Annotated in this window: 14 protein-coding genes; 12 read left to right on the top strand and 2 right to left on the bottom strand. The window is 62.5% G+C overall.

Annotated features, from left to right (window positions below; all coding sequences use genetic code 11):
• Positions 1-51: 51 nt before the first annotated feature.
• Positions 52-819 carry a hydroxyacylglutathione hydrolase gene (gloB, locus tag CKW25_RS00845; protein ID WP_095077141.1) on the bottom strand — a complete coding sequence of 256 codons (768 nt, stop codon included), beginning with the start codon at positions 817-819 and terminating at the stop codon, positions 52-54.
• Between the two features lie 133 nt (positions 820-952).
• Between gloB and CKW25_RS00840 the strand changes: the two genes are divergently transcribed.
• On the top strand, positions 953-1,711 hold the full coding sequence (locus CKW25_RS00840) for a class I SAM-dependent methyltransferase (protein ID WP_095077140.1): 759 nt from the start codon (positions 953-955) through the stop codon (positions 1,709-1,711).
• 92 nt (positions 1,712-1,803) lie between these two features.
• The gene (rnhA, locus tag CKW25_RS00835; protein WP_095077139.1) at positions 1,804-2,256 is read left to right on the top strand and encodes a ribonuclease HI; all 453 of its coding nucleotides are present in this window, start codon (positions 1,804-1,806) and stop codon (positions 2,254-2,256) included.
• A gap of 30 nt (positions 2,257-2,286) precedes the next feature.
• Here rnhA and CKW25_RS00830 read toward each other — a convergent pair whose 3' ends face one another.
• Positions 2,287-3,168, bottom strand: coding sequence for a LysR family transcriptional regulator (locus CKW25_RS00830; protein WP_095077138.1), 882 nt, complete (start codon positions 3,166-3,168; stop codon positions 2,287-2,289).
• Positions 3,169-3,295: 127 nt separating this feature from the next.
• Between CKW25_RS00830 and CKW25_RS00825 the strand changes: the two genes are divergently transcribed.
• The 10 genes from CKW25_RS00825 to CKW25_RS00780 all read left to right on the top strand — a co-directional run bounded on the left by CKW25_RS00825 (position 3,296) and on the right by CKW25_RS00780 (position 14,962).
• Positions 3,296-4,444, top strand: a complete 1,149-nt coding sequence (locus CKW25_RS00825) for a muconate cycloisomerase family protein (RefSeq protein WP_172736370.1) — start codon at positions 3,296-3,298, stop codon at positions 4,442-4,444.
• A 10-nt stretch (positions 4,445-4,454) separates the two neighbouring features.
• On the top strand, positions 4,455-4,745 hold the full coding sequence (gene catC / locus CKW25_RS00820) for a muconolactone Delta-isomerase (RefSeq protein ID WP_095077137.1): 291 nt from the start codon (positions 4,455-4,457) through the stop codon (positions 4,743-4,745).
• A 51-nt stretch (positions 4,746-4,796) separates the two neighbouring features.
• Complete coding sequence (catA, locus tag CKW25_RS00815; protein ID WP_095077136.1) at positions 4,797-5,726, top strand: catechol 1,2-dioxygenase; 930 nt, start codon at positions 4,797-4,799, stop codon at positions 5,724-5,726.
• 152 nt (positions 5,727-5,878) lie between these two features.
• A complete protein-coding gene (locus CKW25_RS00810) occupies positions 5,879-6,835 on the top strand; it encodes an AraC family transcriptional regulator (protein ID WP_095077135.1) in 957 nt (318 codons plus the stop codon).
• 166 nt (positions 6,836-7,001) lie between these two features.
• Entirely contained in the window at positions 7,002-8,366 is a 1,365-nt protein-coding gene (gene benA, locus CKW25_RS00805) for a benzoate 1,2-dioxygenase large subunit (RefSeq protein WP_095077355.1), read from the top strand.
• Positions 8,363-8,851, top strand: a complete 489-nt coding sequence (benB, locus tag CKW25_RS00800; protein ID WP_095077134.1) for a benzoate 1,2-dioxygenase small subunit — start codon at positions 8,363-8,365, stop codon at positions 8,849-8,851. The genes benA and benB overlap by 4 nt, the downstream gene beginning before the upstream one ends.
• A gap of 10 nt (positions 8,852-8,861) precedes the next feature.
• Positions 8,862-9,875, top strand: a complete 1,014-nt coding sequence (gene benC, locus CKW25_RS00795) for a benzoate 1,2-dioxygenase electron transfer component BenC (protein WP_095077133.1) — start codon at positions 8,862-8,864, stop codon at positions 9,873-9,875.
• Between the two features lie 15 nt (positions 9,876-9,890).
• Positions 9,891-10,664 (top strand): 1,6-dihydroxycyclohexa-2,4-diene-1-carboxylate dehydrogenase, encoded by a 774-nt coding sequence (locus tag CKW25_RS00790; protein ID WP_095077132.1) that lies wholly within the window; start codon positions 9,891-9,893, stop codon positions 10,662-10,664.
• A gap of 1,002 nt (positions 10,665-11,666) precedes the next feature.
• Positions 11,667-12,425, top strand: coding sequence for a DNA polymerase III subunit epsilon (dnaQ, locus tag CKW25_RS00785; RefSeq protein WP_095077131.1), 759 nt, complete (start codon positions 11,667-11,669; stop codon positions 12,423-12,425).
• 281 nt (positions 12,426-12,706) lie between these two features.
• Positions 12,707-14,962 carry an Orn/Lys/Arg decarboxylase N-terminal domain-containing protein gene (locus CKW25_RS00780; RefSeq protein ID WP_095077130.1) on the top strand — a complete coding sequence of 752 codons (2,256 nt, stop codon included), beginning with the start codon at positions 12,707-12,709 and terminating at the stop codon, positions 14,960-14,962.
• Positions 14,963-14,974 lie beyond the last annotated feature (12 nt).

Here is a 14,974-nt window from a genome sequence, read left to right as displayed (position 1 = left end):
GTACCGGGTGCGGTCAACCATTGAGAATTTTCCGGCCTATGCCCGGCCTTTTTAGAACGTATCTTTCCAAGCCCTCAGGGCCGCAAAAACCTCACTCGGAGACCGGTTATTAGGGCCAATCCGTTCGTCTACTTTTTCTTTAACAGATGTTTCTCCGGTACGCAGGAACGGGTTTGTCAGCTTTTCCAGGGCCAGGGTGGAGGGCAGGGACATGCGTCCGGCCTCGCGCAGTTGGGAGACTTTCTCGAAACGCTCGGCGATCGCGGCGTTGTCCGGCTCGACGGCGACGGCAAAGCGCAGGTTGCTCAAGGTGTACTCGTGGGTGCAATACACCAGGGTGTCTTCAGGCAGGGCCGCGAGCCGGCCGAGGGAGTGGTGCATCTGTTCGGGCGTGCCTTCGAACAAGCGCCCGCAACCGGCGGCGAACAGGGTATCGCCACAGAACAGCAGGCCATGGTAGTAGTAGGCGATGTGGCCCAGGGTGTGGCCAGGCACCGCATACACATCGAACGTACAGCCCAGTACGGTGATACGGTCGTTGTCGTGCAACGCCACGTCCCGCGCCGGGATGTTTTCACTGGCCGGGCCGTAGACCGTGGCGCCCGTCGCTTTTTTCAACCGTTCGACGCCGCCGACGTGATCATGGTGGTGGTGAGTGATCAGAATATCGCTCAGGCGCCAGTCCGGATGTTCGGCCAGCCAGGCTTGCACAGGGGCGGCGTCACCCGGATCGACCACGGCGCAGCACTGGCTGCGGTGATCCTGTAACAACCAGATATAGTTGTCGGTAAAGGCGGGAAGAGCACTGATCTGTATCATCGCGGGATTCGCCAAGCGGTAAACATTAGCGCATCTTAGGGGCTGTTGACGTTGGGTGGCTAGCCGCGGGATACCGCCCATGGTTACTCCTTGGGTTACAGACACTGGAATTCTTGGCGAGTTGGAGAATGCAATGACCGATAAAGCGTTCGCTCAGGCGGATCCGGACTGGTTGGCATTGATCAGCGCGGCCCGCGAGTGGTTGTCCGGTCCCCTCGGGCAATTTCTGCTGGATGAAGAGCGCCGGATGCTCGAAGACGAACTGGGGCGCTTCTTTGGCGGTTACCTGGTGCACTACGGCCCGTCGGCCGAAGCGCCACCCACGGCACCCCAGGTGCAACGCAATGTCCGGCTTGGCGCACCACTGCCGGGGGTGGAGATCGTCTGCGAAGAGCAGGCCTGGCCCTTGAGCGAGCATGCCGCCGACGTGGTGGTGATGCAGCACGGGCTGGATTTCTGCCTGTCGCCCCATGGCTTGCTGCGCGAGGCGGCCAGTGCCGTACGTCCCGGCGGGCACTTGCTGATTGTCGGCATCAACCCCTGGAGCAGTTGGGGGCTACGCCACGTGTTTGCCCAGGACGCCCTGCGCAAGGCCCGTTGCATTTCGCCGTCGCGGGTTGCCGACTGGCTCAATCTGCTGGGTTTTGCGCTGGAGAAACGCCGCTTCGGGTGCTATCGTCCGCCGCTCGCATCCCCCGCCTGGCAAGCTCGCCTGGCCGGTTGGGAACGCAGGGCCGGTGACTGGCAGTGGTCCGGTGGCGGCTTCTATTTGCTAGTGGCGCGCAAGATCGTCGTCGGCTTGCGACCGGTTCGCCAGGCACGCCGCGAACCGATGGGCAAGCTGATTCCGCTGCCGATGGCCAAGGTCAATCGCCGCGACAGCAAGCCGTAACACTCCCTTTATTTTCCCGGCCGGGCTTGCCCGGCCTCAGGCGTTGTCGGTCCTCGATTGGCAAGCCGCAGACATTTTCTGGATAGATTGGCATGAGCGATAGCGTAGAACTCTTCACCGACGGCGCCTGCAAGGGCAACCCTGGTCCTGGCGGCTGGGGCGCGCTGCTGGTGTGCAAGGGCGTTGAAAAGGAACTCTGGGGGGGCGAAGCCAACACCACCAACAACCGCATGGAGCTGATGGGGGCGATTCGCGGCCTGGAGGAGCTCAAGCGCTCCTGCGACGTGCTGCTGGTGACCGACTCGCAATACGTGATGAAGGGCATCAACGAGTGGATGGTCAACTGGAAAAAGCGTGGCTGGAAAACCGCGGCCAAGGAACCGGTGAAGAATGCCGACCTGTGGAAGCAACTCGACGAACAGGTCAACCGCCACAACGTGACCTGGAAGTGGGTGCGCGGCCACATCGGCCATCCTGGCAACGAGCGCGCCGACCAGTTGGCCAACCGTGGCGTCGATGACGTGCGCGGCTACAAGCAGGACTGACGTTTACCTGATGCGCGGCGCCGCGGGTTATTAAAAGCTGCGCAGCGCCTCGATCAGCCTCAGGCAGTGATTCAACCCCGGTGATACATCGCCAACGCGCTGGCTGAGGATGATCGGTGAGGTGGCGTTGCTTTCCAGGATCGCCGTGAAGCCGATGTCGTCGCGGTGCAGCAACTGCACCGAGGCTGGCACCAGGGTCACGCCGATCCCGGCGCCTACCAGGCCGATGGCGGTCTGCAGTTCGTTGGTCCATTGCGCCACCTTGATGCTCACGCCACAGGATTCGAACAACGCGATCACGTGGTCGGCATAGCTGGGCCGTGGATTGCCGGGGTAGAGCACAAAGGGTTCGTCGGCCAGTTCCGTGAGGCTGATGGGCCTGGCCAGTAACGGATGGCCAGCGGGCAGGGCGGCGACCAACCGGTCTTCGCGCAACACGGTCTGGGTGATGGCCGGGTCATTGATGCGAATCCGCCCGAAACCGACGTCGATCCGGCCTGCCTTGAGGGCCTGCACCTGTTGCAGGGTAGTCATTTCCGACAGCCCCAGTTCCAGCTCCATGGCGTCATTGCTGCGCAGGCGACGGATCAGTTCCGGCAGCACGCCATACAAGGTCGAAGGCGCAAAGCCGATGCCCAGCCAGGTCTTCTCGCCCAGGCCGATGCGGCGGGTGTTGTCGCAGACCTTGTTCAGTTGTTCCAGCAGCGCCGTGGAGTGTTCAAGGAAAAACCGCCCGGCCTCGGTCAGGCGCAATGGCCGCCCACGCTCGAGCAGCACCACTCCAAGTTCGTCTTCCAACTGCTGGATCTGCCGGCTCAGCGGCGGTTGGGCGATGTGCAGGCGTTCGGCGGCGCGGGTGAAGTTCAGGGTTTGCCCCAGCACCTGGAAATACCGCAGATGACGCAGTTCCATGGGTTCTCACTCGTCGAGGGTGGTGTATACCTTTAAGGTATCGATCCAGACCAATTCTATATTGGAACCCGGAAAAAAGCCGTACGAGAATCCATCCCAGAACTTCAAGAACCTGACGGGTATGGACATGCTTTCTTCTGCCATTGAATCGATCGAAACGATCATCGTCGATCTGCCGACTATCCGCCCGCACAAGCTGGCCATGCATACCATGCAGAACCAGACCCTGGTGATCATCCGCGTGCGCTGTGCCGACGGCATCGAAGGCATCGGTGAGTCGACCACCATCGGCGGCCTGGCCTACGGCAATGAAAGCCCGGACAGCATCAAGACCAACATTGACCGTCACTTCGCGCCGCTGCTGCTGGGCCAGGACGCGTGCAACATCAACGCGGCCATGCTGCGCCTGGACCGTAGCATTCGCGGTAATACCTTCGCCAGGTCCGGTATCGAAACCGCCTTGCTCGACGCGCAGGGCAAACGCCTGGGGCTGCCGGTCAGCGAGTTGCTGGGTGGGCGGGTACGCGATTCGCTGCCGGTGGCCTGGACCCTGGCCAGCGGCGATACCGCCAAGGACATCGCCGAAGCCGAGCAGATGCTCGACCTGCGGCGCCACCGGATCTTCAAGTTGAAGATCGGGGCGGGCGAAGTCGACCGCGACCTGGCGCACGTGATTGCCATCAAGAAAGCCCTGGGCGACCGTGCCAGCGTGCGGGTCGACGTCAACCAGGCCTGGGACGAAGCGGTGGCGCTGCGCGCCTGCCGGGTCCTGGGCGGCAACGGCATCGACCTGATCGAACAGCCGATTTCCCGCAACAACCGCGCCGGCATGGCGCGCCTCAATGCCATCAGCCCGGCACCGATCATGGCGGACGAGTCGATCGAGTGCGTCGAGGATGCGTTCAACCTGGCCCGTGAAGGCGCGGCGTCGGTGTTCGCCCTGAAGATCGCCAAGAACGGCGGCCCGCGCGCGGTGTTGCGCACAGCGGCAATTGCCGAGGCAGCAGGGATCGGCCTGTACGGCGGTACGATGCTCGAAGGTGGGATCGGTACCCTGGCCTCGGCCCATGCCTTCCTGACCCTGGACAAGCTGGCGTGGGACACCGAGTTGTTCGGCCCGCTGTTGCTGACCGAGGACATCCTCGGCGAAGCGCCGGTGTACCGCGATTTCCACCTGCATGTTTCCAGGGCGCCTGGCCTTGGCCTGACCCTGGACGAGGAGCGCCTGGCGTTCTTCCGTCGCGACAAAACCGCCACTGCCATCCACACCGCCTGAGGAGTAGCCCATGTTGTTCCACGTAAAAATGACCGTGAACCTGCCGGTCGACATGAATCCGCAGCAGGCCGCCCAGCTCAAGGCCGATGAAAAGGCCCTGGCCCAGCGCCTGCAGCAACAGGGCAAGTGGCGGCACCTGTGGCGTATCGCCGGGTTGTACGCCAACTACAGCGTGTTCGACGTCGACAGCGTGCAGGAACTGCACGACCTGCTGATGCAACTGCCGCTGTATCCCTACATGGCTATCGAAGTGAACGCGATGTGCAGGCATCCTTCCTCTATTCATGAGGATGATCGCTGATTCGTTGTTTGCCGGTTCTGTACTCTAATAAATACAAGATGAGGATTAATCATGAACGTCAGAATTTCCCACACTGCCAGCGCCCAGAAGTTCCTCGAAGACGCCAGCGGCCTGCTCAACGACCAGGGCAATCCACGGGCCAAGGCGTTGATCTACCGCATCCTGCGCGATTCGGTGAACATCATTGAAGACCTGCAGGTGACCCCGCAAGAGTTCTGGAAAGCCGTCAACTACCTCAACGAACTGGGCACGCGCCAGGAAGCCGGCCTGCTGGTTGCAGGCCTTGGCCTGGAACACTACCTCGACCTGTTGATGGACGCCGAAGACGAGCAGGCCGGCAAGGCCGGCGGCACCCCGCGCACCATCGAAGGCCCGCTGTACGTGGCCGGCGCGCCGTTGGCCGACGGTTTTGCGCGCCTGGACGACGGAGTCGATCCGGGTGTGGTGCTGTTCATGCAAGGCCAGGTCAAGAACACCGATGGCACGCCGCTGGCCGGCGCCGTGGTGGATGTCTGGCACGCCAACACCGGCGGCACCTATTCGTACTTCGATGGCAGCCAGTCGGAATTCAACCTGCGTCGCCGGATCGTCACCGATGCCGAAGGCCGCTATCGCTTCCAGAGCATCGTGCCGTCGGGTTATGGCTGCCCGCCGGACGGTCCGACCCAGCAACTGCTCGATCAACTGGGCCGTCATGGCCAGCGCCCGGCGCACATTCACTTCTTCATCTCGGCGGACGATCATCGCCACCTGACCACCCAGATCAACCTGGACGGTGACCAGTACCTGCATGATGACTTCGCCTACGCCACCCGTGACGAACTGATCGCCAGGATCACCTTCAGCGACGATCAGCAGCGGGCGGCCGAGCATGGCGTCAGCGGGCGTTTCGCCGAGATCGACTTCGATTTCACCTTGCAGTCGACGGCACAACCGCAGGAACAACAGCGCAGCGAGCGGGTTCGCGCACTGGAGGCCTGACGTCGCAGGGGGCCTGGCCACGAGATAACCCACCGTTTATCTCGTGGCTTTGCGTTATGGAATGACACCCATAGAATGATCGGGCCCGATGTACTGGGCGGGCGCCACTCGCGACCCGCCACAGCCTATAAAAACAATGAGAGTGACCGGTTATGCAAGCGCATCTATTGAGTGAGCGCAGCAGCGTGTTTGTCCAGGCCGACCCCTACGCGGTGTCGGGCTATGTCAATCAGCACGTGGGCAGCCATTGCATCCGCCTGCCCCGCAGCGGTAGCCCGCAGGCCAGTCTCAATCACAGCAAATTCGCCAGCCTGGACCTGTGCCGTATCAGTTACGGCGGCAGCGTGCGGGTGACCTCGCCGGCGCTGGAAACCATTTTCCACCTGCAGGTGCTGCTCAAGGGCCATTGCCTGTGGCGCGGCCATCGCCAGGAACACTACTTTGCCCCCGGGGAACTGCTGCTGATCAACCCGGACGATCCGGTGGACCTGACGTACTCCGACGATTGCGAAAAATTCATCCTGAAAATGCCCGCCAGCCTGCTGGAGTCGGTCTGCCAGGAGCAACGCTGGATTCACCCGGGGCAGGGCGTGCGGTTCCTGGAGAATCGCTACCAGCTGGACGAGCTTGAAGGGTTCGTCAATTTGCTGGGCATGGTCTGTCAGGAGGCCGAGGCGGCCGAGAGCATGCCGCGGGTCCAGGAGCATTACGCGCAGATCATCGTGAGCAAGATGCTCAGCCTGATGAAAACCAACGTCAGCCGCGCCGGCCTGGGTTCGCAGTCGGCCAGTTTCGAGCGGATTGCCGACTATATCGAGCGTAACCTCAAGCAGGACATCTGCAGCGAGGAACTGGCTCGCCAGGCGCAGATAAGCCTGCGCTCGCTGTACGGCCTGTTCGAGCGCAACGCCGCCACCACGCCGAAAAACTACATCCGCCAGAAGAAGCTCGAGCGGGTCCAGGCTTGCCTCAGCGACCCGACCTGCACCGTGCGCAACGTCACCGAACTGGCCATGGATTACGGCTTCCTGCACCTGGGGCGGTTCTCCGACAGCTACCGCAAGCAGTTCGGCGAACTGCCCTCCGACACCCTCAAGCGCCGGCATTGATCGCGCTTTGCTGCTGGCATGATCAATTCGCCGGTCTACCGGCACCTGCCACTTCATTCGTGCGCCTTGCACAAAACGGATAACGATCTGCACCCAGCGGATATTGCCGCGCCGCCACCCGCCCTAGCATGAGCCTGCCTGAATAAAAACAATGGAGGCGGCGGCCATGTCCCTGCGACCCGAATACGTTCACTCCCTGCTCGAAGACGACAAAGAACAGGGCCTCTTCCGCTGCAAGCGGGAGATGTTTACCGACCCGCGCTTGTTCGATCTCGAGATGCAGCACATCTTCGAAGGCAACTGGCTGTACCTCGCCCACGAGAGCCAGATTCCGAACAAAAACGATTTCTACACCACCACCATGGGCCGCCAGTCGATCTTCATTGCGCGCAACAAGGACGGCGAGCTGAATGCCTTCATCAACGCCTGCAGTCACCGCGGTGCGATGCTGTGCCGACACAAGACCGGCAACAAATCTTCCTATACCTGCCCATTCCACGGCTGGACGTTCAACAACTCCGGCAAGCTGCTCAAGGTCAAGGACCCGGCTGCGGCGGGCTATCCGGCGAGTTTCAACTGCGAAGGCTCCCACGACCTGACCAAGGTGGCACGCTTCGAGTCCTATCGTGGCTTCCTGTTCGGCAGCCTCAAGGCAGACGTGGTGCCATTGGTCGAGCACCTGGGTGAATCGGCAAAGATCATCGACATGATCGTCGACCAGTCCGCCGATGGCCTGGAAGTGTTGCGCGGCTCCAGCAGCTACATCTACGAAGGCAACTGGAAACTCACCGCTGAAAATGGCGCCGACGGTTACCACGTCAGTTCCGTGCACTGGAACTATGCCGCCACCCAGAACCAGCGCAAGCAGCGCGAATGCGGTGACGAGAACCCGACCATGAGCGCCGGCACCTGGGCCAAGCAGGGCGGTGGTTTCTACTCCTTCGACAAGGGCCACATGCTGCTCTGGACCCGTTGGTCCAACCCCGAGGACCGTCCGTTGTACGAGCGCCGCGACGAACTGGCCAAGGACTTCGGCCAGGCCCGCGCCGACTGGATGATCGAGAACTCGCGCAATCTGTGCCTGTACCCCAACGTGTACCTGATGGACCAGTTCAGCTCGCAGATCCGCATTGCCCGGCCGATCTCGGTCAACCGCACCGAGATCACCATCTACTGCATCGCCCCCAAAGGTGAAAGCGACGTGGCGCGTTCGAGCCGGATTCGTCAGTACGAAGACTTCTTCAACGTCAGCGGCATGGCGACCCCGGACGACCTGGAAGAATTCCGCTCCTGCCAGTTGGGTTACCAGGGCAGTACCAGCGCCTGGAACGATATGTCCCGAGGCGCCGAGCACTGGATCGAGGGCGCCGACGAGGCAGCCAGGGAAATCGACCTGCACCCACTGCTCAGCGGCGTGCGTACCGAAGACGAGGGCCTGTTCGTGCTGCAACACAAGTACTGGCAGGCAACCATGCTCAAGGCCTTGAGCGAAGAGCAATCGGCGCTGATCAAGGTGGAGGAACTGGCATGAACATGACCTACGACGCCGTGCGCGATTTTCTCTACCGCGAAGCGCGCTACCTCGACGACAAGGACTGGGACAACTGGCTGGAACTGTATGCCGCCGACGCCTGCTTCTGGATGCCGTCCTGGGACGATAACGACGAGTTGACCTGCGATCCGCAGCGGGAAATCTCGCTGATCTGGTACGGCAACCGCATGGGGCTTGAAGACCGGATCTTCCGGATCAAGACCGAGCGTTCCAGTGCCAGCGTGCCGGACACCCGCACCTCTCACAACATCAGCAACATCGAGCTGCTCGAACAGGCCGACGGCCTGTGCAACGTGCGCTTCAACTGGCACACCCTGAGCTTTCGTTACAAGACCGTCGACAGCTACTTCGGCAGCAGCTTCTACACCCTCGATGTGCGCGGCGACAGCCCGCTGATCAAGGCCAAGAAAGTGATCCTGAAGAACGACTACGTTCGCCAGGTCATCGATGTCTACCATTTGTGAGGCGCTCGCCATGGCTCATTCCATTGCACTGAATTTTGAAGACGGCGTCACCCGGTTCGTTGACGCCAATCCCGGTGAGACCGTGGCCGATGCGGCGTACCGCCAGGGCATCAACATCCCCCTGGATTGCCGCGACGGCGCGTGCGGCACCTGCAAATGCTTTGCCGAAGCCGGCCGTTACGAGTTGGGCGAGGAGTACATCGAGGACGCCCTGAGCAGCGACGAGGCCGACGCCGGCTTTGTGCTGACCTGCCAGATGCGCGCCCTCAGCGATTGCGTGATACGGGTGCCGGCGTCTTCGGACGTGTGCCGGACCCAGCAGGCCAGCTACAGCGCGGCGATCAGCCAGGTGCGCCAGTTGTCGGACAGCACCATCGCGCTGTCGATCAAGGGCGAGGCCTTGAGCAAGCTGGCCTTTCTGCCGGGGCAGTACGTCAACCTGGGCATTCCCGGCAGCGAGCAGACACGCGCCTATTCGTTCAGCTCGTTGCAGCGTGACGGCGAGGTCAGCTTCCTGATCCGCAACGTCCCCGGCGGCCTGATGAGCAGTTTTCTCACCGGTATCGCCAAGGCGGGCGACAGCATGAGCCTGGCCGGACCCTTGGGCAGCTTTTACCTGCGGGACATTCAGCGCCCCTTGCTGCTGCTGGCTGGCGGCACCGGGCTGGCGCCGTTCACCGCGATGCTGGAGAAAATCGCCGATCAGGGCAGCGCGCATCCTTTGCACCTGATCTATGGCGTGACCAACGACTTCGACCTGGTGGAACTGGACCGTCTGCAAGGCTTTGCGGCGCGGATCCCCAACTTCAGCTTCAGTGCCTGCGTGGCCAACCCGCAGAGCGTCCACCCGCTCAAGGGCTACGTGACCCAGCACATCGAGCCCCGCCACTTGAACGACGGCGACGTCGACGTCTACCTCTGCGGCCCGCCGCCGATGGTCGAGGCGGTCAGCCAGTACATCCGGGAGCAGGACATTGCCCCGAAAAACTTCTACTACGAAAAATTCGCCGCCAGCGCGGCATAGGCACAGGAGATCGGCATGAACAGGTTTCACGAAAAAGTCGCGCTGATCACCGGTGCAGCCCAAGGCATCGGGCGCCGGGTTGCCGAGCGCATGGCGGCCGAGGGCGCGCGACTGGTGCTGGTCGACCGTTCCGAACTGGTGTTCGAGCTGCAGGAACAACTGGGCCAGCACCATGAAGTGTTGACCCTGACCGCCGACCTCGAGCAGTTCGCCGAGTGCAACCGGGTGATGCAGGCGGCCATCGAGCGTTTCGGCCGTCTGGACATCCTGGTCAACAACGTCGGCGGGACCATTTGGGCCAAGCCGTTCGAACACTATGAGGCGCAGCAGATCGAAGCCGAAGTCCGCCGATCGCTGTTCCCCACGCTGTGGTGCTGCCATGCCGCGCTGCCGTACATGCTGGAGCAGGGCAGCGGTGCCATCGTCAATGTCTCCTCGATTGCCACCCGCAGCATCAACCGCGTGCCATATGGCGCGGCCAAGGGTGGGGTCAATGCGCTGACGGCGTGCCTGGCGTTCGAAACCGCCGAGCGCGGGGTGCGGGTCAATGCCACGGCGCCCGGCGGCACTGAAGCACCCCCCCGGCGGATTCCGCGCAACAGTGCCGAGCAGAGCCCGCAGGAGAAAGTGTGGTACCAGCAGATTGTCGACCAGACCGTCGACAGCACGCTGATGAAGCGCTACGGCACCCTCGATGAGCAAGTCGGGGCGATCCTGTTCCTGGCCTCGGACGACGCAGCCTACATCACCGGGCTGGTGATGCCGGTCGGCGGCGGCGACCAGGGCTGAGCCGGCCGGGGATGCCTGACATATGCCCGGTGGCGAGCGAGCTTGCTCACGCTGGGGTGCGAAGCGCCCCCGACCGGATGATTGCAGAGTTTTAGATAGAGCCCGGTGACTGGTTTTTGGGCTGCTATGCAGCCCAGCGTGAGCAAGCTCACTCGCCACGGGGCGGCGTTCACGTCAGGTTTGGCGGCCTGTGTTGAGATCGCCGCCGAATGCAAAACGGCACGAAGAGGGGTTGACAGCAGAGGCCTACATCACCGGGTTGGTGATGCCTGACAAATGCCCGGTGGCGAGCGAGCTTGCTCGCGCTGGGGTGCGAAGCGCCCCTACAGGACGGTTGCAGGGTTTCAGATAGAGCCCGGTGACTGGTTTTAGGGCTGCTATGCAGCCCAGCGTGAGCAAGCTCACTCGCCACGGGGCGGCGTTCACGTCAGGTTTGGCGGCCTGTGTTGAGATCGCCGCCGAATGCAAAACGGCACGAAGAGGGGTTGACAGCAGAGGCCTACATCACCGGGTTGGTGAAGCCTGACAAATGCTCTGTGGCGAGCGAGCTTGCTCGCGCTGGGGTGCGAAGCGCCCCTACAGGACGGTTGCAGGGTTTCAGATAGAGCCCGGTGACTGGTTTTAGGGCTGCTATGCAGCCCAGCGTGAGCAAGCTCACTCGCCACGGGGCGGCGTTCACGTCAGGTTTAGCGGCCTGTGTTGAGATCGCCGCCGAATGCAAAACGGCACGAAGAGGGGTTGACAGCAGAGGCCTACATCACCGGGTTGGTGAAGCCTGACAAATGCCCGGTGGCGAGCGAGCTTGCTCGCGCTGGGGTGCGAAGCGCCCCCGACAGGGCGATTGCGGGGATTCAGATAGAACCCGGTGTCCGGTTTTAGGGCTGCTATGCAGCCCAGCGTGAGCAAGCTCACTCGCCACGGGGCGGCGTTCACGTCAGGTTTGGCGGCCTGTGTTAAGATCGCGCCCCTATGCGAAACGGCACGAAGAGGGGTTGAACGAAGATGGCTCAGAGGATGGTGGTGCTCGACACCGAAACCACCGGCATGCCGGTGACCGACAGCCACCGGATCATCGAGATCGGTTGCGTCGAGTTGATCGGTCGACGCCTGACGGGCCGGCATTTCCACGTTTACTTGCAGCCCGACCGGGAAAGTGACGAGGGCGCGATTGGCGTCCACGGCATCACCAACGAGTTCCTGGTGGGCAAGCCGCGTTTCGCTGAAGTGGCCGATGAATTCTTCGAGTTCATCAAGGGCGCGCAGCTGATCATCCATAACGCGGCGTTCGACGTTGGCTTCATCAACAACGAATTCGCGCTGATGGGCCAGCAGGACCGGGCGGACATCACCCAGCATTGCTCGATCCTCGACACCCTGATGATGGCCCGTGAGCGTCACCCGGGGCAGCGCAACAGCCTCGACGCCTTGTGCAAACGCTATGGTGTCGACAACTCCGGTCGTGAACTGCACGGCGCCTTGCTCGACTCCGAGATCCTCGCCGACGTTTACCTGACCATGACCGGCGGCCAGACCAGCCTGTCCCTGGCCGGTAATGCGTCTGACGGCAATGGTTCCGGTGAGGGCTCGGGCAGCCAGGCCAGTGAAATCCGTCGCCTGCCGACCGATCGCACGCCGGCGCGAATCATTCGCGCCAGCGAAGCGGAACTGGCCGCGCATGAGGTGCGCCTGGCAATCATCGCCAAGTCCGCCGGAGCCCCCGCGCTGTGGACCCAGTTGGCCGAGGCCAAGGTGCAAGGCTAACCGGCAGACGGTGAATCGAGCGGGTTGTCGTGGCGAGGGAGCTTGCTCCCGCCGGCCGGTCCGCGCTCGGGCGAAGCGGTCGTAATCCGGCAATTGCATTCCATCCGAACCCCCGCGGTGGCTGATTTCAGGGGCGCTGCGCACCCCAGCGGGAGCAAGCGGCCTCGCCACAGTGGGGTGGTTGCCCTGTTTCGGAGCATTCACTCGCCACATCAGCCTCCACCCTCTACCCTGAGTGTATTGGCAGCCCATGGTCTGCCGTCTCAGGACGCTGAGCCCCCATGTATAAAGACTTGAAGTTTCCCATCCTGATTGTCCACCGCGACATCAAGGCCGATACGGTAGCCGGTGACCGCGTGCGCGGCATCGCCAGGGAGCTGGAACAGGAAGGTTTCAGTATCTTCTCGGCCGTCGATTACGCCGAAGGGCGCCTGGTTGCCTCTACCCACCATGGCCTGGCGTGCATGCTGATCGCCGCCGAGGGTGCCGGGGAAAATACCCACCTGCTGCAGAACATGGTCGAGCTGATTCGCCTGGCCCGCCTGCGCGCGCCCCATCTGCCGATCTTTGCCCTGGGCGAGCAGGTCACGCTGGAAAACGCCCCGGCCGATGCCATGAGCGAACTGAACCAGTTGCGCGGCATTCTCTACCTGTTCGAAGACACCGTGCCGTTTCTCGCGCGCCAGGTGGCGCGGGCGGCGCGCAACTACCTCGATGGCCTGTTGCCGCCATTTTTCAAGGCGCTGGTGCAACACACCGCCGACTCCAACTATTCCTGGCACACCCCGGGGCACGGTGGTGGCGTGGCCTATCACAAGAGCCCGGTGGGGCAGGCGTTTCACCAGTTCTTTGGCGAGAACACCTTGCGCTCGGACTTGTCGGTGTCGGTGCCCGAGCTCGGCTCACTGCTGGACCACACCGGACCGCTGGCGGAAGCGGAAGCCCGTGCGGCGCGCAATTTCGGCGCCGATCATACGTTTTTCGTGATCAATGGCACCTCGACCGCCAACAAGATCGTCTGGCAGGCGATGGTGGCCCGGGACGACCTGGTGCTGGTGGACCGCAACTGCCACAAGTCCGTGCTGCATTCGATCATCATGACCGGGGCGATTCCCCTGTACCTGTGCCCGGAACGCAATGAGCTGGGGATCATTGGGCCAATCCCCTTGAGTGAGTTCAGTCCCGAGTCGATCCAGGCCAAGATCGATGCCAGCCCGCTGACCCAGGGTCGTCCCGCGAAAGTGAAACTGGCGGTGGTCACCAACTCGACCTACGACGGCCTCTGCTACAACGCCGAACTGATCAAGCAAACCCTGGGCAACAGTGTCGAGGTCCTGCACTTCGACGAAGCCTGGTACGCCTATGCGGCCTTTCACGAGTTCTTCGCCGGGCGTTACGGCATGGGCACCTCGCGCTCGGCCGACAGCCCGCTGGTGTTCACCACCCATTCCACCCACAAGCTGCTGGCGGCCTTCAGCCAGGCGTCGATGATTCATGTGCAGGACGGTGGGGCGCGGCAACTGGACCGCGACCGCTTCAATGAAGCCTTCATGATGCACATCTCGACCTCGCCGCAGTACAGCATCATTGCCTCGCTGGACGTGGCGTCGGCGATGATGGAAGGTCCGGCGGGGCGTTCGCTGCTGCAGGAAATGTTCGACGAAGCCCTGAGTTTTCGCCGTGCGCTGGCCAATCTGCGGCAGCACATCGCCGCCGACGACTGGTGGTTCTCGATCTGGCAGCCACCGTTGGTGGAAGGCATCGACCAGGTAAGCACCGCCGACTGGCTGTTGGGGCCTGAAGCCGACTGGCACGGTTTTGGCGACATCGCCGAAGATTACGTGTTGCTGGACCCGATCAAGGTGACCCTGGTCATGCCAGGCCTGACCGCGGGAGGGGCGCTGAGCGAGCGCGGGATACCGGCCGCGGTGGTCAGCAAGTTCCTCTGGGAGCGCGGGCTGGTGGTGGAGAAGACCGGCCTGTATTCGTTCCTGGTGCTGTTTTCCATGGGCATCACCAAGGGCAAATGGAGTACCTTGCTCACCGAACTGCTGGAGTTCAAGCGCAGCTACGACGCCAACATCAGCCTGGCCACCTGCCTGCCCTGTGTGGCTCAGCGCGACCTGGCCCGGTATCAGGGCATGGGCCTGCGGGATTTGTGCGACCAACTGCACGCCTGCTATCGCAGCAATGCCACGGCCAAGCACCTCAAGCGCATGTACACCGTGTTGCCCGAGATCGCCCTGAAACCGGCCGACGCCTATGATCAACTGGTGCGTGGCGAGGTCGAGGCGGTGTCCATCGATCACTTGCAGGGCCGGATCGCGGCGGTGATGCTGGTGCCATACCCGCCGGGCATCCCGTTGATCATGCCCGGGGAGCGGTTCACCGAAGCGACCCGCTCGATCATCGATTACCTGGCATTTGCCCGCACGTTCGACAGCAGTTTCCCGGGGTTCGTTGCCGATGTGCATGGCCTGCAACATGAAGACGAGGGCAATGGGCGGCAGTACACCGTCGATTGCATCAAGATTTGAGGACGTTTCCCA

The sequence above is a fragment of the Pseudomonas sp. Irchel s3h17 genome (genome assembly GCF_900187505.1).
GTDB lineage: Bacteria > Pseudomonadota > Gammaproteobacteria > Pseudomonadales > Pseudomonadaceae > Aquipseudomonas.
The sequence above is the reverse complement of the archived record's forward strand: the minus strand, read 5'-3'. Positions and strand labels throughout refer to the sequence as shown.